We start from the raw sequence: 22,391 nt of genomic DNA, 5'->3' as shown, positions 1-22,391 counted from the left end.
CGGGCCTCTTATACCGCTTGGGCCCGCGGGGGAAGGGGGCGCGGCCTATTCGCCTGCATCGCGGGAAAACAGGTAGACGAACAGACCCGCTGCCATGAGCGCGGCAAACAGGGTGAAAATCATCACATAGGGGGCCTGCGCGGTGACGGCGGGCTGGCTGGCGGCATAGACGCGCCCCGACAGGAACTGCGCCACGCCAACGCCACCAATGCTGCACAGGTTCAAAAGGGTCATGCCCCGCCCGACGAGCTGCGGCGGCATAAAGCTGCGGCCGTGGGCGATGATCACCGCATAGGTCGCGCCAAAGAAACCGACAGCGGCCATCAGCGCCGTGGCAAGAATGATGCCGCTGTCGGGGAAAAGCATAAGCGCCACCAAGGCCGCGAGGTTCAGCGCCGTGCCCCCGACAATCACCCATTTCGTGCTGCCGATCACGCGGTCCAGCGGGCCATAGGCGAGGCTGCCTGCCACCATCGCGATCCCCATCAATAGGGTCGCCCAGCCGATCTGGTGAGCGTTCGCAGCAAAGACATCCTCGAAATAGGGACCGATCCAGAGCCCGCGCAACGCGCCGACCTGGGCGTAGCTGACGCTCATGATGGGAAAGATGAACCACAGCGCCTTGATCTTGAACACGCCAAGAAGGCTGCCGCGTTGTTCCCCTTCGGGGGTAGCGGGGTCGCGCACGACGCTCCAGATGCCAACCGCCGTGAGCGTGGTGATGGCGCAAAGCCCCCAAAGTGACGCGCGCCAGCCGATCGTTTCTGCCGCAATCGCCATCGGATAGGAGGCAACGAGATTGCCAAGCGTGCCGATGCCCACCATGACAGAGGCGAGCACGACAAAGCGGCTTGGTGCGAATTCACGCGCAAATATATAGTAGGCTCCCATCAACACCGGCGCACAGCCGATCCCGATCAGGATCATCGCCAGATTGATGTGCAGCGGCTGCGTCGCCACCGCGAACAATGCCGCCCCGCCGCCTCCGCCCACCAGCAGCAAGCTGGCCGCCGTGCGCCGCGGCCCGACTGTATCCAGCGCCCATCCCACAGGCAGTTGCATCGCCGCAAAGGAGAAGAACCAAAGCCCCGACGCAAAGGCGAGGTCTTCGGGCGTGGCCCCCAGATCAACCCGCAGTGACGGGCTGAGCACGGCCAGAAAGGCACGGAAAAACTGGCTGAGCACATAGCCCAGCCCCAACAAAGCTACCCCACGTGTCATGTCAGTGTGTCACGCCATTTGCCCGCAAGCGCTTGCGCCGCGTGGCTGAGCAGCAGAACATCCGCCCCGACCGCAACAAACTGCGCCCCGGCCTCAAGCGCGTCGCGGGTCATGTCGTCGTGGGTCGACAAGATGCCCGGTGCCTTACCCGCCGCGTGTATCTTGTGCAGCGCGGTCATGATCGCGTCTTGCACCTCGGGGTGGAGCGCATTGCCCATGTACCCCATATCAGCCGCCAGATCCGCAGGGCCGATGAACACGCCGTCGATCCCGTCGACCGCGAGGATCGCATTCAGGTTCTCAAGGCCCTTCACGCTTTCGACCTGCACCAGCAGGCAGATCTCATCATCCGCCGTGGTGCCGTAATCCGCGACCTGTGAGAAACGCGCGGCACGGGTCAGCGCATAGCCGACACCGCGGTCGCCGTGAGGCGGATAGGTGACATCGCGCACCAGTTGGCGGGCCTGATCGGCGTTATCGACCATCGGCACCAGCAAGGTCTGCGCCCCCGCATCCAGCATCTGTTTGATCAGATAAGTCTCGCCCACGGGGACGCGCACGACGGGGTGGCTGTCAGAGGCTTCAAGCACCTGAAGCTGCGCCATGATAGAGCGCAGGTCGTTCGGCGCGTGTTCACCGTCAATGACCAGCCAGTCAAAACCGGCGGTCCCCATCAGTTCGGCGCTATAGGTGTCCGCAAGACCCAACCAGCAGCCAAAGACGGTGTCGCCTTGTTTCAAAGCCTGTTTGAATGCGTTGAAGGGGGCTGGCATGGGCATGATCCTTGGTGCTGTTTCAGCGTACCCTAGGGTCAAGCATCACGGAGTGTCCAGAGGGGGCGCTGCCCCCGTCGCGCAGACGTTTGCCTAACCCGCCGCCATGTCGGCAACTGTGGGCAGCGGGGCGACGGCCCCATAGCCCTGGACGGACAGCGCAGAGGCCGCGACGGCGTAGTGGCAAGCGGCTTCGGGGGTGTCGCCTTTTGACAGGCGGGTCAGGAAGGCCCCGTCGAAACAGTCTCCGGCACCTGTGGCGTCGACGGCTGTGACCGGAACGCCGGGAATATGCGTTATCGCTCCGGCGTGCCCCAGAAGCGCGCCGTCCTCTCCGAGGGTCAGGGCGACGATGTCCGGCCCCATTTTGTGAAATGCCCGCACGATGTCTTCGGGGGTGTCCAGACCCGTAATCTGGCGCGCGTCATCCAGACCCGGCAGCGCGATATCCGCCAGCCCGAGCGCTTGGGTAATCACGGAACGGGCTTGCTCGAGGGGCCAGAGCGCCAGCCGCAAGTTCGGATCGAAAGACACCTGCCGTCCGGCCGCCCGTGCGATACGCATCGCCTCCAGACCGGCATCGCGCGCGCTGGCACTGATCGCCAGAGTGATGCCGGACAGATGGGTGAACCGGGCGCGCTCTATGGCCTCAACAGGCAAGCTGTCTGCGGTCATTCTGCTGGCAGCAGAGCCTGCGCGACGATACTCGAACCGGTGCCCATCCGACCCGTGCCGCACGAAGTAGAGCCCCGTCGGGGCTGATGCGTCCGTCGCAACGCAGGAGGCATCGACGCCCTCGCGGCTCCAAAGATTGCGAAGCTCTTGCCCGAAACCGTCGTCGCCCAAGCGCGTTGCGATGGCGCTGCGCGCGCCGAGACGGGCAGCGGCAATGGCGACGTTTGACACGTCACCACCGAACCCCTGATGCCACTGCGTCCCGTCGATCTGGTTGAACTCGACCAGCGGTTCGCCAATGCAGATGATTTCGAAGTCGCGCATGGGGTCAGTGGTTGTTGCGCGGCAGGCCGCGGCTGGTGATGTCGCGGTATTCGGTAGCACCTTCAAAGACCATCCCTTCGGAGAAGGGGCGTACTTTCTCGCGGAAGATCTCTTGCCAGGGGGATTGGCTTTCTGGCTGCGCATAGCCCCCCGCAGCGTCCAGCGCAGCGCGGCGCGCGGCAAGCTCGTTTTCATCCAGCAGCACGTCCACGCGGCGCTGTTTCAGGTCAATGCGGATCGGATCGCCGTCTTGCAACAGCGCAAGCCCGCCCCCATCCGCAGCTTCCGGCGACGCATTCAGGATCGACGCCGAGCCAGAGGTGCCCGACTGCCGCCCGTCGCCGATACACGGCAGGGCGCGGACGCCCTGTTTGATCAGATAACTTGGCGGGCGCATGTTCACCACCTCGGCCCCGCCGGGATAGCCCTTGGGCCCTGCGCCACGCATCACCAGAACACTGTCATCGGTCAGCCCCAACGCTGGGTCATCGATGCGGGCGTGAAAGTCTTCTGGCCCGTCGAATACCGCGACACGGCCTTCGAAAGCCTCTTGCGCGTTCGAGAAATAGCGCGCCCGAAAACCCGCATCGATGGCAGAGGTTTTCATCAACGCGCTGTCGAACAGGTTGCCGCGCATGTTCAGGAAACCGGCATTGGGTTTCAACGGTGACGCCGCGCGGCGAATCACATCCTCATCGAGGATCGGCGTGTCGGTGTAGAGTTCGGCGATCGTTTGACCGGTTACAGTCAGCGCATCGGGATGTGGCAAAAGCCCGGCCCGCAACAATTCACCGATCACAGCGGCTGTGCCCCCCGCGCGGTGGAAGTCTTCGCCCAGATAGGTGCCGACCGGCTGCATATTGACGAGGAGGGGCACGGCGTGGCCGAATTCCTCCCAGTCTCCGTTGCTCAGCGCGATGCCAAGATGCGCGGCGATGGCATTGAGGTGGATCGGCGCATTTGTTGAACCGCCTAGTGCGGAGTTGACGACAATGGCATTCTCGAAGGCTTCGCGGGTCATGATCTGGGCCGGGCGCAGGTCGGCATGGACCATATCAACGATACGTTTTCCCGTATGATAGGCCGCTTGCCCGCGTTCGCGGTAAGGTGCGGGGATAGAGGCAACGCCGGGCAGCTGCATGCCCAAAGCCTCTGACAGGGAGTTCATCGTCGACGCGGTGCCCATCGTGTTGCAGAACCCGACCGAGGGGGCGGAAGAGGCCGCGATCTCGAGGAATTCTTCGGCGTCGATTGTGCCGGCCGCCAGCTCTTGCCGCGCCTGCCAGATCACCGACCCCGATCCTGCGCGTTCGCCCCGATGCCAGCCGTTCAGCATCGGCCCGACCGAAAAGGCCAGGGCGGGCATGCCCACCGTCGCCGCTGCCATCAGCAGCGCTGGCGTGGTTTTGTCACAGCCAATGGTCAGCACGACGCCGTCGATCGGATAGCCATACAGGCTTTCGACGAGGCTAAGATAGGCGAGGTTACGGTCCAGCATCGCGGTCGGACGCTTGCCGGTTTCCTGGATAGGATGCACCGGAATTTCCATCGGGATGCCTCCGGCGGCGATGATCCCGTCGCGGGTCCGTTTGGCCAGCTCGATATGGTGGCGGTTGCAAGGGCTCAGGTCGCTGCCGGTCTGCGCGATCCCGATCACCGGCTTGCCTGACCGCAGTTCTTCAAGAGTGAGCCCGTAGTTCAGGTAGCGTTCAATATAGAGCGCAGTCATCTCCGGATCGTCGAGATTGTCGAACCACTTACGGGAGCGCAGAGATTTGGTGTCGGTCATAATTCGTCTTTCAGCGGCCGGTCACGCCAGGGAAGGCAATGAGAATAGCGAGCGCGAGGATTTGAAGGGCAATGAAGGGCAGGAGAGAACGAAAGATCTCTCCCAAAGAGATATCGGGTGGTGTCACCGACTTGAGATAGAAGGCGGCGGGACCAAAGGGCGGCGACAGGAAGCTGACCTGCATGTTCATGGCGAAGACCACACCGAACCACACAGGATCAAGACCAAGATCGCGAATGATCGGGACAAAGATCGGCATGGTCAGCAACGCAATCCCTACCCAGTCCAGAAACATCCCAAGGACAAAGAGGATCGCCATCATGAACAAGACAATCACGGTTGGATTGTCGGACACGCCGGTGATCAGGTTAGAGACAAAGGTGATGCCGCCCATCAGGTTAAAGACCCCGACCAGTGCCGAGGCACCGATCCCGATCCAGACGATCATCCCGACGGTCGCGAGGGTTCGCTTGGCCGCGCCCACCATCAGCTCTGTGGTGAATTCGCCGCGGATCATCGTGGACAGGGTCACGCCGATCACCCCGATGGCAGAGGCTTCGGTGACCGAGGCAATGCCGCCATAGATCGACCCCAGCACAAAGATCACCACCATGATTGGCAAGATCAACCCTTTGAGCAGACGCATCTTCTCGGCTGTCGAGATCTCGTCCGGTTCCGGGATCGGGGCAATGTCGGGGTTCATGTAGGCCCGCACCAGCACGTAGATGATATAGAAGCTTGCCAGCATCAGACCGGGCAGGAAGGACGCGGTGAACAGATCCCCGATAGAGACGGACGCCGTCAGGCCATAGATGATCAACACGATGGACGGGGGCACCATTGTCCCCAAGGCCCCGCCCGCGCAGCAGACGCCGATGGCCAGACGCCGGTCATAGCCAAGCCGCAACATCTGGGGCAGCGCCAGCAGACCCAGTAGCACCACCTCGCCCCCGATGATGCCGGACATGGCGGCCAGCACCACGGCGACCAGCAAAGTCTGGATCGCGATGCCGCCCCGCAGACGGCCACCGACCACGCGCATGGCGTCGAACAGATCGCGTGCAATGCCCGACCGATCAAGGATCGCGGCCATCAATACGAACATCGGTACGGACACGAAGACGAAGGAATTGACGAAGCTGAAGATGCGACTGGTGATCAACGGCACGGCCATTGGCCCGAACCAGCCAAGCGCAAAGATCAGCGCCACGAGCAGGGTCACGAAAGCCAGTGGCATGCCGGTGATCAGCAGCAGGAACAAGGTGACGAACATCGCCCCTGTCGCCACTTCGATCCCCATGGCCTTAAAGTCGAACAGCGCTGTGAGAAGGTCCATCACCGGTCCTGTTTTGTCATGTAGTTCCAAGCAAGCACAGCGAACTGCACGGCCATGACCACGAGAATTGTAAAGAGAAAGATCTTAAGCATCCCCGGCGTGGGTGGATCCCATGCACTGCCGCTGCTTTCCAGCCGGATCGCGCCGGTTGGCGTCCAGACCGCCCGCACAAGGCTTTGCCATGCGGCCCAGCCGAAGAAGGCTGTCGCCACGAGGCAGACCAGCGAAATCACCACATTGAAAATGCGCCGCCACGGGGCTGATAGGTAATCATAGATCAGGACCACACGGATATGCGCATCCCGCGATACCACATAAAGCCCCCCGTAAACAAAAGCGGTGGCGTTCAGAAAGATCACCGTCTCATGCGCCCAGATCGTCGGGGCGTCAAAGACATAGCGCAAGACCACTTCGATCCCGAGGATCGCGGCAGAGGCGAGGATCGCAAAGGCAAAAAGGATGCCGATCCGGTCGATGCCGCGCCCTAGCAGCCCGGCCTCTGGGATCGCCCCCTTGGGTGCGTCAATATCCACGGGTGCGCTGGCCGCGACGTTGGGATCTGTCCTGTCTTGCATGTGCCCCTCCCGAGCGTTCACCCCTCCGGTCTGTCCGGAAGGGTGCTGGTGCTTCGGCGCTTATTTCAGCAGCCCGTTTTCTTCGAGATAGGCGGTCAGCGTGTCATAGACCTTGCGCGATGCGTCGGATGCCTCGGCCGCTTTCTCCCATTCGGTTTTGGCGAAGGCGCGGAATTTCGCACGCTCTTCATCGGACCAATTGTGCACGGTGATATCGGCGTTGGCTTCGGCTTCTTTCACCGCGGCCATATCACGTTCGGCCAAGGTCGACACCTGGAGCTGCCGGAAGTCTTTTACGGACTCCACCAATGCGCTTTGGATATCCTCGGGCATCGAATCCCATACACCTTTGTTGATCGACACCTCGACCAGCGGCATGGAGTGGAAGCCGGGATATACAGGATGGTTCGCCACGTCATGCATGCCCTGCGCGTGGTTGGTCGAGAAGACGGTATAATCCGCCGCGTCGATCACGCCCTTATCAAGCGAGGTGAACACCTCGGAGCCAGGCAGGTTGACCGGAGACGCGCCCGCTGCGGCAAAGACTTTCTGCACCATACCTTCGGGCGCGCGCATTTTCAGCCCCTTCAGATCGTCCACACCGTCCAGCGGCACCTTCGACAGAAACGCCTCGAGGCCGGGGGTCGTCGCGCCGATGAAATGCAAACCGTAGGGTTCAAGCATTTCGTTCATCAGCTCATTGCCGCCGCCGTTCTCCATAAAGTCGAACATCTGCTGCGGGTCTGACCATGCCCCGACCGGATTGGCAATCAGGCCAAACGCCGGCTCTTTCCCTGCGAAATAAGAGGTATCAGTGACGTGGCCATCAATAATGCCAGCCGCCACGGCATCCTGAGATTCAGTATGGGCGACGATTGTTTCAACTGGCAGCAGATCGACCTCGACGCGGCCGTCGGTTTTGGCGGCGACGTCTTTGGCCCATTCTTGTTGCAGCAAGAAGTTGGCGTTGCCTGCCGGATCAGATGACTGGAACTTGAGCGAAAAATCTTGTGCAGCAGCGGCACCGGCCAGCCCGGCGCTGACAAGTGCGGTTGCGGCCAGAAGCCTAGCGGTAAAGCGCATGTGTTTATCCTCCCTAAAAAGTCGTGACCGTAAACGGTGACGATGGGCGGACGCTAATGACAGCGCTGTCATCTGTCAACTATTCACAAAGACTTACGCGCGTGATAGGTTTTATCGCATGGAAAAGAACATTAAATACAAGCGGGTTACGTTGAGTGAAGTCGCGGCAGAGGCCGGTGTCAGCGCTATCACGGTATCGCGGACGATTCGCGCCCCGAACATGGTCTCGGCCGGTGTGCGAAAGAAGGTTCAGGCGGCGATCGAACTGCTTGGGTATGTACCGGATCAAGCCGCTTCGGCGCTTGCGTCCGAGCGGACAAATGTGGTGGGTCTGCTGGTCCCATCGCTGACCAACGCGGTGTTTTCTGACGTCTTGCGCGGCGTTTACGATGTGATCGACGGGTCAGGCCTATCGGTGCAAATCGGTAATTTCCGCTATAGCCCCAGCAAAGAAGAAAACCTTTTGCGTACCTTCCTGCGTCAGCGTCCGGCGGGGCTGATTGTGGCAGGGATCGACCAAACCGACGCAGCACGGACCCTGCTCAAGTCCGCCCCCTGTCCCGTCGTGCAGATTATGGACGTGTCGGACTCTCCGATTGATCTCATGATCGGGTTCTCACACTACGATGGTGCGGTCGAAGGCACGCGGCACTTGATCGATGCGGGGTACAAAAAGCCCGGATTTCTGGGCGCGCGAATGGACCCGCGCTCGCAGGCGCGGCTTGCGGGTTTCACAGCCGAAGCGCAGGCGCGCGGCGTGTATGATCCGACCCGCGTGATCACGACGACCCACCCGTCCTCGGTGGGTATGGGCGGGCAACTGCTGAGCGATCTTCTTGCACAAGCGCCAGACACCGATGCCGTGTTCTGCAATAACGACGACCTCGCCGCCGGCGCGCTGTTCGAGGCCGAACGCCGTCGCATCAACGTCCCCAACGATCTGGGTATCTGCGGCTTCAACGACCTTGAAATGTCGCGGCACCTGAACCCCGGCATTACCTCTGTCGCGACGCCGCGCTATGAGGTCGGCGCAGGGGCAATGACCCTGCTTCGGGACGCAATCGCTGACCGCGCGGCCATCCAAACGCCGCATATCCGGCTTGGCGTGGAGCTGATAAAGCGCGGGTCGACAAGGCGGGGATACCCTCGCGAATAGCACGAGGCCGGGCAGAGGGGGCGCTGCCCCCGTCGCGCAGGCGCGACTCCCCCGGAGTTTTCAGGGCAAAATGAAGAGGTCAGATGACCTTGATCACGTCTTTGTCGATGGCCAGCATATAGCCGCGCCGCGCGATATTCTTGACCAGCAGTTCCGACACGATCTGGTTGCCCAATGTATCGCGCAGACGTTTGATGCGCGTGGCCCCTGCTGCTTCGTCGCAGTCAGCGGCGGTCCGGCCCGAGATCATGCCCTCGATCTCGGAGCCTGAGAGCACGTCGTCATCCATGCGCGCTTCGGCAAGGACCGACATCGTTTCCATCGCGGCGGCGGTCAGTTTGAAGCCGAGGTTGTTGAGATAGACGGTGTTTTCCTCGCGGCTGATCAGGAGCGAGTTTACTTGTATCCCCACCCGTTCGATCTGCGCCATGCGGCGGTTGAAGCCCACGAGCATGATCAGGAACACCAGCGCCGCGACCAGCATGGCCGTCGCAAAGACCAGCAGCACGATGATCACGATCCGGTAGCTCGACAGGGTTTCGGAAAACGCCGTGCCCGATTGTGCGAGAATTTCAAGCAGTTTGATTTCGGCCTGGGTAGTCAGATCGTCGTTCTCGACAAAGATGCGTTCAACCTGCGCGTTAAAGGCATTGGCGTCGGGCAAGGCCCATAGCAACAGCCCTGCGCCGATCAGAATGATCGCCACGACGGCCGCGATACCACCGCCGACAAAACGCCCGCCCGTGCGGCGCATCTCAGAAGCGGAGGAAATTTGGTCCGGCACTCGCTTTCCTTTGGTTTAGGCCATCCTTGCCAAAGACAGAGACGATCGTCAGCAACGTCCAGCCATTTGCAGCCAGCCGGTCCGTCAATTGGGCCTGCGCCGAGGCACGGCTGCAGTCACCGGATACCTGCGCCACACCATAATGCAGGCGCAAGGGGTTTTCCTGTTTTGCCTTGTAATCGGCAAAACATTCCGCCGCTTGGGCAGAAGGGGCGGAGAGGGCCAGAAGCCCCGCAGCAGCCAGGGAAAGGAGGATGTGTTTCATGACGATCAGACTGCGCCTATCTGGGCGGATATTCAATATCCATTGGGTCTGTACCGCTTTGTTATTCGATAGCAGGGGGGTGTTATTGCCTGTCTGAGGGGGGTGCGGCCAGTTTGATCCCACGGCCTCGCTCTTGATGGCTTTGCATGGGGTGCTTCCCATGTTGCCCCCAACCGAAAGGATCAGACAATGCGCTTTACATTGCACCATAAATTCATCGCCTCGATTGCAGCCGCAGCCGTCGCTATCACCGCCTTTACTGCTGCCCCCGCCGCCGCGGGCGACCGCAACAGGGATCTGGCGAAAATCGCGGTCGGTGTTCTGGGCGTGGCCATTGTCGGCAAGATCATTCACGACAAGAACAAGCGCGACGAGGAACGTGCCCGGCAGGAAGTATCAAAGCACCGCCATGCGCCAAACACTGTGTACCGCGCCCCACGCCCCCCACGGGCCGAGCGCGTGCCCGTCTACCGCGCGCCGCAATCGCGCCACCGGGTAGAGCCGCGTCCGCTGCCCAAGGGCTACAAGCGCAAGCAGCATCACACCCATGCCAGCGCCAAGCTGCTGCCCAAACAGTGTTTCCAGAGCTTCGACACGCGTCGCGGTCAGGTGCTGATGTTCGGCCGCCGCTGTCTTGAGAATAATTTCCGTCATGCCAACCGTCTGCCGCAGCAATGCGCGCAGCAGATCCGGACCCATCGGGGCACCCGCTATGGATATGACGCCCGCTGCCTGCGCGGCGCGGGATACAGTTTGGCGCGCGGTTAATCTCAGCGTGCCAATACCGGGGGCATTTCGATGCTCTCGGGTGGGGAAGGGAGGGATGTTCGGGCATCCCTCCCTTTCTTATGTGCTGTGGATATCTTTTGCGATTGTGACATCGCAGTCTTCGCAAGGTCACAATTCGCTTGAGCGGGGCTTGAGCTTTGGCGCGGGTTGGGGTTTTCACGGGTCATGAAACCAGATTTTGAATTTGAACGGGCCGCCCATGCGCGCGGCTTTGAGCGGGTCGCCGGCGTGGACGAGGTGGGGCGCGGGCCCTTGGCGGGGCCGGTCACTGCCGCTGCCGTGGTGCTGGACCCGGATCGCATTCCCGAAGGGCTGAACGATTCAAAAAAGCTGACCAAACCTGCGCGAGAACGCCTGTATGAAGAGCTTTTGCAGGTTGCGGATGTCAGCGTTGCCCATGCCTCGGTCGAAGAGATTGAAGAGCTTAACATCCTGAGGGCGAGCCACCTTGCCATGCTGCGCGCGCTGGAGGGGCTGAAGACCCCCGCCGATTATGCGTTGATCGACGGCAATATGATCCCGCGCGATCTGACCTTGCCTGCCGAAACCGTGGTCAAGGGAGACGCCCGGTCGCAGTCGATTTCCGCGGCCTCAATTGCGGCCAAAATATGTCGAGATTGTGTCATGTTGTCCTTGGCGCAACAGCACCCTGGATATGGCTGGGAAACCAACATGGGATACGGGTCGAAAAAGCACATGGAGGCGTTGCAGAAAATTGGTGTGACCCCACACCATAGACGTTTGTTCAAACCCGTACACAACATGTTGTATCAAGATAAATAACTAACCACTTGATTCAAAAAAGAAATTGACCAGGAATCGTCTGTCGGGGCATCTTGTGGATAACCAAGAGCACACAATGTGCCGGGCAAGAGGCAGCTATTATGAAGACGATGACCAAGGGTGCGGCAGCACTCCCTTTAAACACGATCATTTCTGGCGACTGTATCGAAGCGATGAATGCGCTTCCGGCAGAGTCGGTGGACCTTATCTTTGCAGATCCCCCCTATAACCTGCAGTTGCGTGGCGACTTGCATCGTCCCGACAATTCAAAGGTGGATGCGGTCGATGATGCGTGGGACCAGTTTTCCAGCTTTGCCGTCTATGACAAGTTTACCCGCGAATGGCTGAAAGCCGCGCGGCGTCTGTTGAAACCAAATGGCGCGATCTGGGTCATTGGCAGCTATCACAATATTTTCCGCGTTGGTGCCGCATTGCAGGATGCGGGTTTCTGGATCTTGAACGACGTGGTGTGGCGCAAGTCGAACCCGATGCCGAACTTTCGCGGCAAGCGCTTTACCAATGCGCATGAAACCATGATCTGGGCCGGCAAGGACGAGAATTCCAAATACACCTTCAACTACGAAGCGTTGAAAGCGCTGAACGAAGGCATCCAGATGCGTAGTGATTGGGTGCTGCCGATCTGCACCGGCCACGAACGTCTGAAGGACGAGATGGGCGATAAAGCGCATCCGACGCAAAAGCCCGAAAGCCTGTTGCACCGTATCCTTGTGGGGTCCACCAACCCCGGTGATGTCGTGCTTGATCCGTTCTTTGGCACTGGCACCACAGGCGCCGTTGCCAAGATGCTGGGCCGAGACTTTATCGGGATTGAACGGGAAGAGGCGTATCGCAAGGTTGCCGAAAAGCGGATCAAATCCGTGCGCAAGTTCGATAAGGAAGCGTTGCAGACCACCACCTCGAAACGCGCCGAGCCGCGCGTGCCGTTTGGCCAGCTGGTTGAACGTGGCATGCTGCGCCCGGGCGAAGAGCTTTATTCCCTGAACGGCCGGTATTCCGCCAAGGTCCGTGCCGATGGCACGCTTGTCGGGAACGAGGTCAAAGGATCGATCCACCAAGTCGGTGCGGCCTATGAGAAAGCGCCGAGCTGCAATGGTTGGACATATTGGTGCTACAAGAAAGACGGCAAACGCGTGCCGATCGATATCTTGCGCCAGCAGATCCGGGCAGAGATGGCCAACTAGGCCTCTCCCCACTTTCACACCCTATTTACGAACACCGCCGGTGTCCTTGCCGCCTCATGAGAAGGCGTGCCCATAAGGACACTCACCTTGGCCCCGCCTTTCATTGGCGGGGTCTTTTTCGTTTCAGGCGGTCAGGAAGGTTCAGCGATGTTCAGCGGGGATAGGGGGTCTTGCCTGCGTTATACTCGGCCCAGTCCGTTATCTCGGGGTAGTAGGTCCGGCGCCATTCCCGCACCCGTGGGTTCATCACACGCCGCCAGACCCAGGGCATCATCGCGGCCATTGTCATGACGGGGTAGCCATAGGGCAGCTGCGGCGCTTCTGCGTCGCCATAGGTTTGCAGCACGGGAAACCGCCGGTCGGGTTTATAGTGGTGGTCGGAATGGCGTTGCAGGTTGATCAGCAGCCAGTTGGACGCCATATGCGCTGCGTTCCACGAATGGTGCGGCTGGACGTGTTCGTATTTGCCGTCACCCAGATGTTTGCGCGTCAGACCGTAGTGTTCGATGTAATTCACCAGCTCAAGCTGCCAGATCGCCACGCCCGCTTGCAGCAGGAACAGGCCCAGCCCGACCCAGCCGCCAAGGATCAGGGCGAGGATCAGGCAGCCTGCTTGCAGCGCCCAGTATTTGAAAAACGGGTTGCTCAGGTCGGTCCAGGGTTTGCCCTTGCGTGCCAGCATCGCTTTTTCGGCCTGAAAGCTGGACACCAGCGATTGCCGCAGGACGCGCGGGTAAAAGCGGTGGAACCCTTCGTTATAGCGTGCGGTCACCGGATCGCGCGGGGTGGCGACATAGCGGTGGTGCACCAGCAGATGTTCAGACCGGAAGTGCGAATACAGCACCATCGCCAGCAGTGCATCGGCCCAGAAGCGTTCGCGTCTATTGCGTTGGTGCATCAGCTCGTGGGCGTAGTTGATCCCGATGGTGCCCGTCATGACGCCGACGCCGAAGAAGACGGCGGCTTTCTCCCAGCCGGACAGATGCGCGGCCTGTGGCACGTACCATAGCAAGCCGAAGAGCGTGAGAAACTGCACCGGCATCCACGCGGTCGTGATCATGCGATACCAGAACAGGTCGCCGTCTGATGCGTCCGGATCGGCGTTATCAAGGTTCAGCCCCGCGATCGCGTCGATGATCGAAAACAGATACCATGTGACCAGCGGCATCAAGATCACGGTCCAGCCGCCGACGGTGGCGGATATCCAGACCAGCGGGATCAGCGCAAAGGACAGGGCAAAAGGCAGCGCACGCCGGAACTGCGACAGCTGGTCGGTGCTTATGTTTGTGGTGGGCGAGGTCATGCTGCACTGCCTTTTCGGGTTATCTGGCCCAAGGGGTCGGGCACAGCTTTGGCTGCGATAAACTATGCCGCGCCGCCGCTAACGTAGCAAGTCATAGGCTTTGCGCATCACCGTGGGCAGGTCCGACGGGCGGAAATCATCCCGCATGACAAAGTGTCCGCGTGCTGGCACCGTGTCATTCGGTAGGGGCGCGTGCATGACGGTCAGCATCAGGTGAAAATGCGTGAACGTGTGCCGCACCTCCCCCGCAAGGGGCTGCCAGTCGGCAGGGGCAGGCGGTGTGCCTGCGGGGCGTGGGCCTTCTGCCTCGATCCAGTCCGTGCCGGGCCAACCGAGCATACCGCCCAGCAACCCTTTCTCGGGGCGCGTCTCAAGCAGCCAGGCGCCATCCGCGCGCTGCCCCAGATAGACCGTGCCATGCCGGATCGGCTTCGGCTTCTTCGGTGTCTTCTTGGGCAGTTCGGCCGCCGTGCCATTGCGGCGGGCAAGGCAGGGATCGCGCCACGGGCAAATGCCGCAGGCCGGGGATTTGGGGGTGCAGATCGTGGCCCCCAGATCCATCACCGCTTGGGCGTAATCTCCGGGGCGAGTGGTTGGGGTCAGCGCCTGAGCACGTGTCATCAGCTCGGGCTTGGCAGCGGGCAGGGGGGTGTGGATGTCATAAAGCCGCGCCATCACCCGTTCGACATTGCCATCCAGCACGGTGAAGGGCAGATCAAACGCGATGGAGGATACGGCCGCAGCGGTATAAGGGCCAATTCCCGGCAGCTTCAGCAAGGCCGCGTGGTCGGCGGGGAAGTGGCCGTCATGATCGGCCACCACAGCGCGGGCGCATTTCAGCAGATTGCGGGCACGGGCGTAATAGCCCAATCCGGCCCATTCCCCCATCACATCCGCATCCGCAGCCGCTGCCAGATCAGCGACCGTCGGCCAGCGCGCGGTGAACCGCTGGAAGTAGTCGCGGACGGTTGCGACGGTGGTTTGTTGCAGCATCACCTCGCTCAGCCAGATGCGGTAGGGATCGGGGCGCACGCCCGCCGCCCGCGCCGCTGGCGGCACGCGCCACGGCATCGCACGCGCATGGACATCGTACCATTCCAGAAGGATCAGCGGGAGGTCGCCGGAGGGGTCGGTGTCACGCAATGTTTATAACCTTTTCGGTTGGGTATGGCTGGTGATACGAGGCGGGATCGCTATGTTGTGGCTAGTCATTCGGGAAAGATAGTCATGGCGCCACGGCGTACCAGTACAAAAGGGTTCAAAAGGACGGATAGCCTGCTTTCGGCCAAGATCCGTCAAGCGAGCGAGACTCGTGGCTTTGCCCAATCCCGTCTGTTGACCCAATGGGCCGAAATCGTCGGTCAGGACGTCGCGGCCATCTCGCGCCCTGTCGAGGTCAGCTATGGCCGGGGCGGTATGGGGGCGACGCTGACCTTGCTGACAACAGGGGCAAATGCGCCCATGCTGGAGATGCAGAAGGAACAACTGCGCGCCAAGGTGAACGCCATCTACGGGTTCAACGCGATTGCGCGGGTGCGGGTGACCCAGACGGCTGCCACCGGCTTTGCCGAAGGCCAGGTCGCTTTTGCGCCGCAACCCAAGACCCATCCCGAACCGCCGAACGACCCCGTCTTGCAACAACGTGCTGCCCAAACCGTCAGCCCTGTCGCGAACGAGGCCCTGCGCGATGCACTTGCACGTCTGGGCGAGAACATATTGAACAAGACCAAACGCTGAAAAAGGAAATCACATGAAACCGACATTCCCCATCCTTGCGGCTGTTGCCGTAGCTGCCGCAGGTGGCTGGTACGCTTTCAGCGGTACAAATGCCGTGAACAGCACACCGATTAACCCGCTGGTCAGCGCGGCCAACGCGCAGTCAGCCGACACGGCAGAGGCAGATGCGCCTGCTGCAACCACCGAAATTCAGGACATGACATTGGGCAACCCCGATTCAGCGGTCCAGATCATCGAATACGCATCCTACACCTGCCCGCACTGCGCCGCCTTTGACCAAGGCCCGTTCCAGCAGCTCAAGGCGGATTACATCGACAACGACAAAATCGGCTTCACCTACCGCGAGGTCTATTTTGACCGCTACGGCCTTTGGGCGTCGATGGTGTCGCGCTGCGGTGGCGAGGATAAATTCTTTGGCATCACCGACATGATCTATGCCGGTCAGTCCGAATGGGTCCGCGCCGGAGAGCCTGCCGCGATCGTCGAAGAGCTGCGCAAAATCGGCCGTTTGGCCGGGCTCGACAATGCTGAACTGGACGCCTGTCTGCAAGACGGTGAAAAAGCACAGTCGCTGGTCGCATGGTGGGAAGAAAACCAGAAGGCGGATGACATCAACAGCACGCCAAGCTTCATCATCAACGGCAAGAAATACTCCAACATGCCCTATGCCGAGATGAAAGAGATCATCGACGCGGCGCTGGAAGAATAATGGCGGCCCCGCTGGCAGGGCTCAAGGTTATTGAGCTGGCACGTATTCTGGCAGGCCCTTGGGCCGGTCAGACGCTTTCGGATCTCGGCTGCGAGGTGATCAAGGTCGAAAGCCCGGCGGGCGACGACACCCGCCAGTGGGGGCCTCCGTTCATCGAGCGCGGGGAAGATAAATCCGCCTCGTATTTCCATTCGGCCAACCGGGGCAAAGCCTCGGTTGTTGTCGATCTGACCACCGATGAAGGTCAGGCCAAGATGAAAGAGCTTTTGGCCGATGCCGACATCCTGATCGAGAATTTCAAAACCGGCGGGCTTGCCAAATACGGGATGGATTACGCCAGCCTGTCCAAGCAGTTCCCCAAGCTGATCTATTGTTCGATCACCGGTTTCGGGCAAGACGGCCCCTATGCGCATCGCGCGGGCTATGATTTCATCATCCAAGGCATGTCCGGCCTGATGTCGATCACGGGTGAACCCGACCGCCAGCCGCAGAAACACGGCATGGCGATCACCGATATCTTTACCGGCGTCTATGCCACCACGGCCATTCTGGCAGCGGTACACCAGCGCAGCCAGACCGGTGTTGGCCAGCATATTGATATGGCACTGCTGGATTGCGCTGTTGCGGTGACGGGCAATCAGGCGATGAACTATCTGACCACGGGCAATGCGCCGACGCGGATGGGCAATGCACACCCGAACCTGACCCCCTACGAGGTGTTCACATCCTCTGACGGGCATCTGATCATCGCCACGGGCAATGACGGGCAGTTCCAACGGCTGTGCCGGATGCTGGGGCTGGATGATATGGCGACCTCGGCAGACTATGCCAAGAACGCCGACCGCGTCGCCAACCGGCCCGAGATGATCCGCCGTCTGAACGGGGCTACCAGCCAACGCACCCGCGACGATCTGCTTGCCGCCTGCGAGGCAGAGGGCGTGCCGGCGGGGCCGATCAACGACATGGCCGATATGTTCGAAGACCCCCAAGTCATCGCGCGCGGCATGAAGGTCGAACTGGACGGGGTGCCGGGCATCCGGTCGCCGTTCAAATTCTCGGGCGCTGAACTGGCTTTGCATCGTGCCGCGCCAAAGCTGGGGCAGGACGACTAGGTTCGCCCCGAGATGCCGCCCGGGCTTCGCTGGAAGCTCTGGCGGTTATGCCGGTTTCGGCAGTCGATCCAGCGCTGCAAATAGCGCGTTTTCAGGATCGAACTTCAGTCGCACGGGCAGGGTTATCACCTTCATTCTGAAAGACGCGGGCAGACGCACCGCGTCTTTTTCTGTTGTGACCAGCTGTGCGCCGCGCAGGGCGGCATCCGCCTCTAGCCGTCCCATCAGCGCAGGGTTCAGCGGCTGGTGATCCTCCAGCGCTTCGGCGTGGACAATCTCTGCCCCCAGATCGCGCAGGGTGGCAAAAAACTTCTCGGGGTGGCCGATCCCTGCAAATGCCAGCGCGCGGGTGTCGGACCAATCCATCCCCGTTTGCAGGGGGGCGAGTTCGGCGCGCACATGCGGCAGCCCGCCGGGCAGGTCGGTCGCGTCAAACTGCGCCTGATCTGCAGCGCCCCCGATGGACAGCACGATATCCGCCCGCGCCAGACCCGTAGCAAGGGGTTCGCGCAAGGGGCCTGCCGGCAGGCACAGCCCGTTGCCGAACCCCTTGGCCGCATCTACCACCACGATTGACAGATCCTGATGCAGCGCGGGGTTCTGGAAGCCGTCGTCCATCACAATCACCGATGCCCCTGCTTCCGCCGCAGCCTGCGCCCCCGCTGCGCGATCCTGCGCAACCCAGACATCGGCAAAGGCGGCCAGCAGCAGCGGTTCATCCCCCACCTGTGCGGCACTGTGGCGCGACGGATCAACCTGCACCGGCCCCTTCAGTGTGCCGCCGTAACCGCGCGACACCACATGGGGCGTGTGATACCTGTCGCGCAGGTGTTCGACGACGGCCATGACCGTTGGCGTCTTGCCCGTCCCCCCGGCGTTGATGTTGCCGACGCAGACCACCGGAATATCCAGACGCAGCGGCGTGCCCGCCGCCAGCCTGCGGGCGGTGGCACGCGCATAAAGCGCGCCCAGAGGTTGCAACAGGCGCGCGCGCCAATCGGGCGTGGGACGGTGCCAAAAGGCGGGGGCGCGTTTCATGAGGTGGCCTCTTGCTGGTCAAGCGTTTCTTGCACAAGGTCGATCACCTTGTCGGTGACGGCCGCACCGCGGCTGATCACATCCCACCCCGCCTGCGCCATCGTCGCTGCCTGATCTGGCGCGATCAGCCGGTTCACGGCGGTGCCAAGCGCTGTGGCATCATTCACGATCCGCGCGGCCCCCTCGGCAGCCAGCCGGGTATAAAGCGGCAGATACCGCCGGACTTTCGGCCCGTACAGCACAGCCGATCCCAGGGCTGCGGCCTCGAACGGGTCACAGCCACCGCTGCCGTTGATCAGGGAGTTGCCCAGAAAGGACACAGGGGCCAGCCGGTAGAACAAGCCGATCTCTGCCGGATCATCGGCGATCATCACCTGGGTCGAGGCGTCGGGATAGCCCGCGTCGCCCCATCGCAGCACGCGAAAGTTCTGATCCTCCATCCGCTGCGCGAAAACATCGGCCTGCTTGGGGTCTGCGGGCGCGAGGATCAGCAACAGCCGGTGTGACAGGCGGAGCCCTTGGCGGTGTGCGGTGAGCACGGTGCTCAGCTCACCCTCGAGCACCTGATTGGCGAACCAGATCGGGCGACCCACGACCGCAGCTGACAGATCGGCCAGATCGGAATCCATACAAGGCAACACGCGGCCTCCGGCCTGAAGGGCGGGGGTCAGCTCTATGTCCTTGCGGGCGAGCCCAAGCCGGACAAGCCGCTGCATCCCCGCCTCCGACCGCGTCATGATCGCCGAGAAATGCATCAGCAGATCGCGGGTCAGATCGCGCAGCCACCGGTCGCGCCGCCCGTCAAAGCCGTCGCTGTCGGCATCGATCAGGAACATCGGGCAGGCCTGTGTGGTCATCTCTGCAATCATATTCGGGTGCAAACGCCCCCATGCCCAGACACAGGCGTCGGGCTGCCAGTGGTCGATAAAGTTTTTGGCAAGCGTCGGGTGGTCTTCGGGCAGGGTATCGATCAGCACGTCGGCTTCGCTACACGGCGGCAGGTCGACCGGCACCAAGGCTTGGGGGACGGTGATCAGAACACTCAGCCCCGGACGGCTCCGGCACAGACGAATGGCCAGATCCTGTATCGCGAACAAGCTGCCAGGTTCGGGGGCGTGGCACCAGACCAGCTCTCCGGTGGGGCGCTTGGCCACGGGGGTGAATGGCGGCACGCCCCCGCGACCGGTGAAGGCGCGATAGGCCGACAGCCCAAGCGACCGCGCCATAAGAGTTTACCCCAGCTCTTCGGTAGAGGAGGCCGCAGCCTCTTCGTCGCGCAGACGGTGCAGATGCGCGATAAAATACCGCATATGCGCATTATCGACCGTGCGCTGTGCCTCGTTTTTCCAGGCGTCATAGGCGCTGGCGTAGTTCGGAAAAATCCCGACGACATGGATGTCATCGACGTTTTTGAACGCGGTACCGGTGGGCGAAATCAGTTCGCCCCCAAAGACGAGGTGCAAGCGTTGGGTCATATCGCGGTCCTTTGTTTTCAAACAGATGGCCTTGGGGGCAATCTAAGGGGTGGCTTGGGTCTGGGCAAGGCCGCTTAGCAGCGCCGCATGGACGGCATCGCCCCCCGCGACGACACCGTTCAGGCGTGGGTCGGGGTTGTTGAACCGCAGGGGTTGCCCTGTGCGGTCGGTGCATTGCCCGCCTGCTTCGGTGACAATCAGCGCCCCTGCGGCAATGTCCCATTCCCAGCTTTTGCGCAACGTGACCATGCCGTCAAAACGACCCTGCCCCACCAGCCCCAGCCGATAGGCCAGCGACGGACGGTGCGCGCGTTTGAAGCCGGGGTCGCCCTTGGTCCAATGCTGCATTTCCATCACCGGTTTCGTGGCCAGCACGGTCGCCTCGGGCAATGTGGCGATGTTGGAGACAGAGATGCTTTGCCCGTTCAGGGTGGCACCGGCCCCCGCCGCCGCGGCATAGAGGCGGTCGAGCATGGGCAGGAACACCACCGCCGCCGTGATCCTCCCGTCGCGCGCAATGGCAAGGGAATGGGACCAGGTGTCAGACCCTTCGATAAAGCTGCGTGTGCCGTCAATCGGGTCGACGATGAACAGATCACGCTGCCCCAGCCGGCGCGTACCGTCGTCGCTTTCCTCGGACAGCCAGCCATAATCCGGGCGTGCCGCCGTCAGCGTTTGGTGCAGCATCGCGTTCACCGCAAGGTCAGCCTCGGTCACCGGACCGGCATCATCGGGCTTGTCCCAACGCTGCGCGGTCTTGCCGGTGAAAGAGGTCGCAATCTCGCCCGAGCGGCGTGCGGCCTCGATCAAAAGGGAGAGGTCATCAAGCGCCGGCAAGGGTCATTCCCGAGACAAGAAGCGACGGCACAACGCGGCTCAGATGCGCGCGCGCGTCATTGGCCGGTACGATTGATTGCAGCATATCACGCAGATTGCCCGCGATGGTACATTCGTTGATCGCGTGGGTGATCTCGCCGTTTTCGATCCACAGACCGGACGCCCCACGAGAGTAGTCGCCGGTATTGGGGTTGATGGTCGACCCGATCATCGACGTCACCAAAAGACCTGTGCCCATATCACGGATCAGGTCTGCGCGGGTGGCATTGCCCTGGGACAGCGCGATATTCCATGTGGCCGGACCGGGGTTCGATCCGGTGCCGCGTGCCGCGTTGCCGGTCGGGGTTAGCCCCAGCTTGCGGGCCGTCGCCAGATCAAGGGTCCACCCCTGCAACATCCCGTCGTCCACAATGGTGCGGGGCGACGTGGGCAGCCCTTCGCCATCGAACGGGCGCGAACCTGCGACGCGGGGGCGAAACGGGTCTTCGATCAGGGATATGCCCTTTGGCAGCACCTGTTCGCCCATAGCGTCGCGCAGCCACGAGGCACCGCGTGCAATCGCCGTGCCACTGATCGCCGACAGAAGATGCCCGATCAGCGCCGAGGAAATGCGTTCGTCAAACAACACCGGATAGGCCCCCGTGGGCGGTTTGCGTGCACCCATGCGTTCAAGAACGCGCTCACCGGCTTTGGTGCCGATGTCTTCGGGGCTGCGCAGGTCGGTCTGGAAGATGCGGCTGTCGCCGTCATAGTCCCGCTCCATCCCTGTGCCGGTGCCGGCGATTGCAACGCAGGACAGCCCGCGATCGGTACGGCGGTATCCGCCTTCGAACCCGTTGCTTGCCGCCATAAATACCTGTTGCGCGCCATAGCCCGCGCCCGCGGACTGCACCTGACTGACACCTTTGACGGCCAGCCCTGCGGCCTCGGCGCGGGCGGCGTCATCCTGCAGCGCTTCGGGCGAAGGCTCGGGCGCGGGGTCGTAAAGCTCAAGCGCCTCGACATCCCAATCCGTCGCCAACTGGTCGGGATCGGCAAGGCCAATGTAGGGATCTTCGGGGGCCTCTTTCGCCATTGCCACCGCGCGGATCGCCATTTCCTCGATCGTGCGGTCCGATGTGTCGGAAGCAGAAACGTTGGCAGAGCGTTGCCCGACAAAAACCCGCAGCCCGATATCGACGCCCTCGGCCCGTTCGGCCTGTTCCAGCACCCCGCCACGCACATCGACGTTCACCGACGTCCCGCGCACGGCCATCGCATCAGCACTATCCGCACCCGCTTGACGGGCGGCATGCAGCAACGACTTGGTCAGCGCCTCAATGGATTGCGACATGGGGGGATACTCCTTGAATGGGTGAAAGACTGCTAGCGCCCCTGCCGCAGCTGTGCAAGGGACGCCAGTCGCTGGAGGGCCGTGGTCGCAAA

The 22,391-nt window shown here is 61.8% G+C and carries 23 protein-coding genes; 7 read left to right on the top strand and 16 right to left on the bottom strand.

Annotated features, from left to right (window positions below; translation table 11 throughout):
* Nucleotides 1-45: 45 nt before the first annotated feature.
* The 7 genes from AADW22_RS00895 to AADW22_RS00865 all read right to left on the bottom strand — a co-directional run bounded on the left by AADW22_RS00895 (nucleotide 46) and on the right by AADW22_RS00865 (nucleotide 7,776).
* Nucleotides 46-1,221, bottom strand: a complete 1,176-nt coding sequence (locus AADW22_RS00895) for an MFS transporter (RefSeq protein ID WP_168592313.1) — start codon at nucleotides 1,219-1,221, stop codon at nucleotides 46-48.
* Complete coding sequence (locus AADW22_RS00890) at nucleotides 1,218-1,994, bottom strand: aldolase/citrate lyase family protein (protein WP_407474055.1); 777 nt, start codon at nucleotides 1,992-1,994, stop codon at nucleotides 1,218-1,220. Before AADW22_RS00890 ends, AADW22_RS00895 begins: the two co-directional genes overlap by 4 nt.
* A gap of 93 nt (nucleotides 1,995-2,087) precedes the next feature.
* Nucleotides 2,088-2,993, bottom strand: a complete 906-nt coding sequence (locus tag AADW22_RS00885) for a sugar kinase (protein ID WP_407474054.1) — start codon at nucleotides 2,991-2,993, stop codon at nucleotides 2,088-2,090.
* Nucleotides 2,994-2,997: 4 nt separating this feature from the next.
* A complete protein-coding gene (locus AADW22_RS00880) occupies nucleotides 2,998-4,782 on the bottom strand; it encodes an IlvD/Edd family dehydratase (RefSeq protein ID WP_407474053.1) in 1,785 nt (594 codons plus the stop codon).
* Nucleotides 4,783-4,792: 10 nt separating this feature from the next.
* Nucleotides 4,793-6,118, bottom strand: a complete 1,326-nt coding sequence (locus AADW22_RS00875; RefSeq protein ID WP_064215597.1) for a TRAP transporter large permease subunit — start codon at nucleotides 6,116-6,118, stop codon at nucleotides 4,793-4,795.
* Nucleotides 6,118-6,693 carry a TRAP transporter small permease subunit gene (locus AADW22_RS00870; RefSeq protein WP_037942663.1) on the bottom strand — a complete coding sequence of 192 codons (576 nt, stop codon included), beginning with the start codon at nucleotides 6,691-6,693 and terminating at the stop codon, nucleotides 6,118-6,120. Before AADW22_RS00870 ends, AADW22_RS00875 begins: the two co-directional genes overlap by 1 nt.
* A gap of 60 nt (nucleotides 6,694-6,753) precedes the next feature.
* On the bottom strand, nucleotides 6,754-7,776 hold the full coding sequence (locus tag AADW22_RS00865; RefSeq protein WP_037942665.1) for a TRAP transporter substrate-binding protein: 1,023 nt from the start codon (nucleotides 7,774-7,776) through the stop codon (nucleotides 6,754-6,756).
* Between the two features lie 118 nt (nucleotides 7,777-7,894).
* Here AADW22_RS00865 and AADW22_RS00860 point away from each other — a divergent pair, with 118 nt between their 5' ends.
* Complete coding sequence (locus AADW22_RS00860) at nucleotides 7,895-8,932, top strand: LacI family DNA-binding transcriptional regulator (protein WP_407474052.1); 1,038 nt, start codon at nucleotides 7,895-7,897, stop codon at nucleotides 8,930-8,932.
* Nucleotides 8,933-9,011: 79 nt separating this feature from the next.
* Here AADW22_RS00860 and AADW22_RS00855 read toward each other — a convergent pair whose 3' ends face one another.
* The gene (locus AADW22_RS00855; protein ID WP_037942669.1) at nucleotides 9,012-9,686 is read right to left on the bottom strand and encodes a histidine kinase; all 675 of its coding nucleotides are present in this window, start codon (nucleotides 9,684-9,686) and stop codon (nucleotides 9,012-9,014) included.
* A 1-nt stretch (nucleotide 9,687) separates the two neighbouring features.
* The gene (locus AADW22_RS00850) at nucleotides 9,688-9,981 is read right to left on the bottom strand and encodes a hypothetical protein (RefSeq protein WP_009825534.1); all 294 of its coding nucleotides are present in this window, start codon (nucleotides 9,979-9,981) and stop codon (nucleotides 9,688-9,690) included.
* Nucleotides 9,982-10,170: 189 nt separating this feature from the next.
* Between AADW22_RS00850 and AADW22_RS00845 the strand changes: the two genes are divergently transcribed.
* The 3 genes from AADW22_RS00845 (at nucleotide 10,171) to AADW22_RS00835 (ending at nucleotide 12,755) form a co-directional block, all read left to right on the top strand.
* Entirely contained in the window at nucleotides 10,171-10,749 is a 579-nt protein-coding gene (locus AADW22_RS00845; protein WP_407474051.1) for a hypothetical protein, read from the top strand.
* 186 nt (nucleotides 10,750-10,935) lie between these two features.
* The gene (locus AADW22_RS00840) at nucleotides 10,936-11,553 is read left to right on the top strand and encodes a ribonuclease HII (RefSeq protein WP_180828402.1); all 618 of its coding nucleotides are present in this window, start codon (nucleotides 10,936-10,938) and stop codon (nucleotides 11,551-11,553) included.
* Nucleotides 11,554-11,654: 101 nt separating this feature from the next.
* The gene (locus AADW22_RS00835) at nucleotides 11,655-12,755 is read left to right on the top strand and encodes a site-specific DNA-methyltransferase (protein ID WP_005850409.1); all 1,101 of its coding nucleotides are present in this window, start codon (nucleotides 11,655-11,657) and stop codon (nucleotides 12,753-12,755) included.
* 151 nt (nucleotides 12,756-12,906) lie between these two features.
* On the opposite strand, the gene AADW22_RS00830 is transcribed toward AADW22_RS00835, so the two are convergent.
* Both AADW22_RS00830 and AADW22_RS00825 read right to left on the bottom strand, forming a co-directional pair.
* Nucleotides 12,907-14,058 (bottom strand): alkane 1-monooxygenase, encoded by a 1,152-nt coding sequence (locus tag AADW22_RS00830; RefSeq protein WP_407474050.1) that lies wholly within the window; start codon nucleotides 14,056-14,058, stop codon nucleotides 12,907-12,909.
* Nucleotides 14,059-14,136: 78 nt separating this feature from the next.
* Nucleotides 14,137-15,201: an A/G-specific adenine glycosylase gene (locus AADW22_RS00825; protein WP_407474049.1), complete on the bottom strand. Its 1,065-nt coding sequence runs from the start codon at nucleotides 15,199-15,201 to the stop codon at nucleotides 14,137-14,139.
* An 84-nt stretch (nucleotides 15,202-15,285) separates the two neighbouring features.
* Between AADW22_RS00825 and AADW22_RS00820 the strand changes: the two genes are divergently transcribed.
* Genes AADW22_RS00820 through AADW22_RS00810 form a run of 3 tightly spaced genes read left to right on the top strand, consistent with a single transcriptional unit; the run spans nucleotide 15,286 to nucleotide 17,616 of the window.
* Entirely contained in the window at nucleotides 15,286-15,795 is a 510-nt protein-coding gene (locus AADW22_RS00820) for a DciA family protein (RefSeq protein ID WP_348001826.1), read from the top strand.
* 13 nt (nucleotides 15,796-15,808) lie between these two features.
* Nucleotides 15,809-16,504, top strand: coding sequence for a DsbA family protein (locus AADW22_RS00815; RefSeq protein ID WP_009825529.1), 696 nt, complete (start codon nucleotides 15,809-15,811; stop codon nucleotides 16,502-16,504).
* The gene (locus tag AADW22_RS00810; RefSeq protein WP_005850400.1) at nucleotides 16,504-17,616 is read left to right on the top strand and encodes a CaiB/BaiF CoA-transferase family protein; all 1,113 of its coding nucleotides are present in this window, start codon (nucleotides 16,504-16,506) and stop codon (nucleotides 17,614-17,616) included. Before AADW22_RS00815 ends, AADW22_RS00810 begins: the two co-directional genes overlap by 1 nt.
* A gap of 45 nt (nucleotides 17,617-17,661) precedes the next feature.
* On the opposite strand, the gene lpxK is transcribed toward AADW22_RS00810, so the two are convergent.
* From lpxK to AADW22_RS00785, 5 genes are read right to left on the bottom strand one after another with little or no spacing between them, the layout of a single operon-like run.
* Nucleotides 17,662-18,654 (bottom strand): tetraacyldisaccharide 4'-kinase, encoded by a 993-nt coding sequence (lpxK, locus tag AADW22_RS00805; protein ID WP_407474048.1) that lies wholly within the window; start codon nucleotides 18,652-18,654, stop codon nucleotides 17,662-17,664.
* Entirely contained in the window at nucleotides 18,651-19,880 is a 1,230-nt protein-coding gene (locus AADW22_RS00800) for a 3-deoxy-D-manno-octulosonic acid transferase (RefSeq protein ID WP_407474047.1), read from the bottom strand. The genes lpxK and AADW22_RS00800 overlap by 4 nt, the downstream gene beginning before the upstream one ends.
* Before the next feature lie 6 nt (nucleotides 19,881-19,886).
* Nucleotides 19,887-20,129, bottom strand: a complete 243-nt coding sequence (locus AADW22_RS00795; protein ID WP_005850395.1) for a DUF4170 domain-containing protein — start codon at nucleotides 20,127-20,129, stop codon at nucleotides 19,887-19,889.
* A gap of 42 nt (nucleotides 20,130-20,171) precedes the next feature.
* Entirely contained in the window at nucleotides 20,172-20,966 is a 795-nt protein-coding gene (locus AADW22_RS00790; protein ID WP_064216093.1) for a 3'(2'),5'-bisphosphate nucleotidase CysQ, read from the bottom strand.
* On the bottom strand, nucleotides 20,953-22,299 hold the full coding sequence (locus AADW22_RS00785) for a TldD/PmbA family protein (protein WP_407474046.1): 1,347 nt from the start codon (nucleotides 22,297-22,299) through the stop codon (nucleotides 20,953-20,955). The genes AADW22_RS00790 and AADW22_RS00785 overlap by 14 nt, the downstream gene beginning before the upstream one ends.
* Between the last annotated feature and the right edge of the window lie 92 nt (nucleotides 22,300-22,391).

The sequence above is a fragment of the Sulfitobacter sp. PM12 genome (genome assembly GCF_045586035.1).
GTDB classification, from domain to species: Bacteria; Pseudomonadota; Alphaproteobacteria; order Rhodobacterales; family Rhodobacteraceae; genus Sulfitobacter; species Sulfitobacter pontiacus.
This window is presented reverse-complemented; position numbering and strand designations above follow the sequence as displayed.

What these genes read in the sequence shown, in the direction of transcription:
- AADW22_RS00875 (WP_064215597.1), bottom strand. Translation starts at nt 6,118, where the DNA reads ATGGACCTTCTCACAGCGCTGTTCGACTTTAAGGCCATGGGGATCGAA.
- AADW22_RS00820 (WP_348001826.1), top strand. Translation starts at nt 15,286, where the DNA reads ATGGCGCCACGGCGTACCAGTACAAAAGGGTTCAAAAGGACGGATAGC.
- AADW22_RS00890 (WP_407474055.1), bottom strand. Translation starts at nt 1,994, where the DNA reads ATGCCAGCCCCCTTCAACGCATTCAAACAGGCTTTGAAACAAGGCGAC.
- AADW22_RS00830 (WP_407474050.1), bottom strand. Translation starts at nt 14,058, where the DNA reads ATGACCTCGCCCACCACAAACATAAGCACCGACCAGCTGTCGCAGTTC.
- AADW22_RS00810 (WP_005850400.1), top strand. Translation starts at nt 16,504, where the DNA reads ATGGCGGCCCCGCTGGCAGGGCTCAAGGTTATTGAGCTGGCACGTATT.
- AADW22_RS00850 (WP_009825534.1), bottom strand. Translation starts at nt 9,981, where the DNA reads ATGAAACACATCCTCCTTTCCCTGGCTGCTGCGGGGCTTCTGGCCCTC.
- AADW22_RS00860 (WP_407474052.1), top strand. Translation starts at nt 7,895, where the DNA reads ATGGAAAAGAACATTAAATACAAGCGGGTTACGTTGAGTGAAGTCGCG.
- AADW22_RS00785 (WP_407474046.1), bottom strand. Translation starts at nt 22,299, where the DNA reads ATGTCGCAATCCATTGAGGCGCTGACCAAGTCGTTGCTGCATGCCGCC.
- AADW22_RS00855 (WP_037942669.1), bottom strand. Translation starts at nt 9,686, where the DNA reads ATGCGCCGCACGGGCGGGCGTTTTGTCGGCGGTGGTATCGCGGCCGTC.
- AADW22_RS00845 (WP_407474051.1), top strand. Translation starts at nt 10,171, where the DNA reads ATGCGCTTTACATTGCACCATAAATTCATCGCCTCGATTGCAGCCGCA.
- AADW22_RS00880 (WP_407474053.1), bottom strand. Translation starts at nt 4,782, where the DNA reads ATGACCGACACCAAATCTCTGCGCTCCCGTAAGTGGTTCGACAATCTC.
- AADW22_RS00895 (WP_168592313.1), bottom strand. Translation starts at nt 1,221, where the DNA reads ATGACACGTGGGGTAGCTTTGTTGGGGCTGGGCTATGTGCTCAGCCAG.
- AADW22_RS00840 (WP_180828402.1), top strand. Translation starts at nt 10,936, where the DNA reads ATGAAACCAGATTTTGAATTTGAACGGGCCGCCCATGCGCGCGGCTTT.
- AADW22_RS00835 (WP_005850409.1), top strand. Translation starts at nt 11,655, where the DNA reads ATGAAGACGATGACCAAGGGTGCGGCAGCACTCCCTTTAAACACGATC.
- AADW22_RS00870 (WP_037942663.1), bottom strand. Translation starts at nt 6,693, where the DNA reads ATGCAAGACAGGACAGATCCCAACGTCGCGGCCAGCGCACCCGTGGAT.
- AADW22_RS00795 (WP_005850395.1), bottom strand. Translation starts at nt 20,129, where the DNA reads ATGACCCAACGCTTGCACCTCGTCTTTGGGGGCGAACTGATTTCGCCC.
- AADW22_RS00800 (WP_407474047.1), bottom strand. Translation starts at nt 19,880, where the DNA reads ATGGCGCGGTCGCTTGGGCTGTCGGCCTATCGCGCCTTCACCGGTCGC.
- lpxK (WP_407474048.1), bottom strand. Translation starts at nt 18,654, where the DNA reads ATGAAACGCGCCCCCGCCTTTTGGCACCGTCCCACGCCCGATTGGCGC.
- AADW22_RS00815 (WP_009825529.1), top strand. Translation starts at nt 15,809, where the DNA reads ATGAAACCGACATTCCCCATCCTTGCGGCTGTTGCCGTAGCTGCCGCA.
- AADW22_RS00885 (WP_407474054.1), bottom strand. Translation starts at nt 2,993, where the DNA reads ATGCGCGACTTCGAAATCATCTGCATTGGCGAACCGCTGGTCGAGTTC.
- AADW22_RS00865 (WP_037942665.1), bottom strand. Translation starts at nt 7,776, where the DNA reads ATGCGCTTTACCGCTAGGCTTCTGGCCGCAACCGCACTTGTCAGCGCC.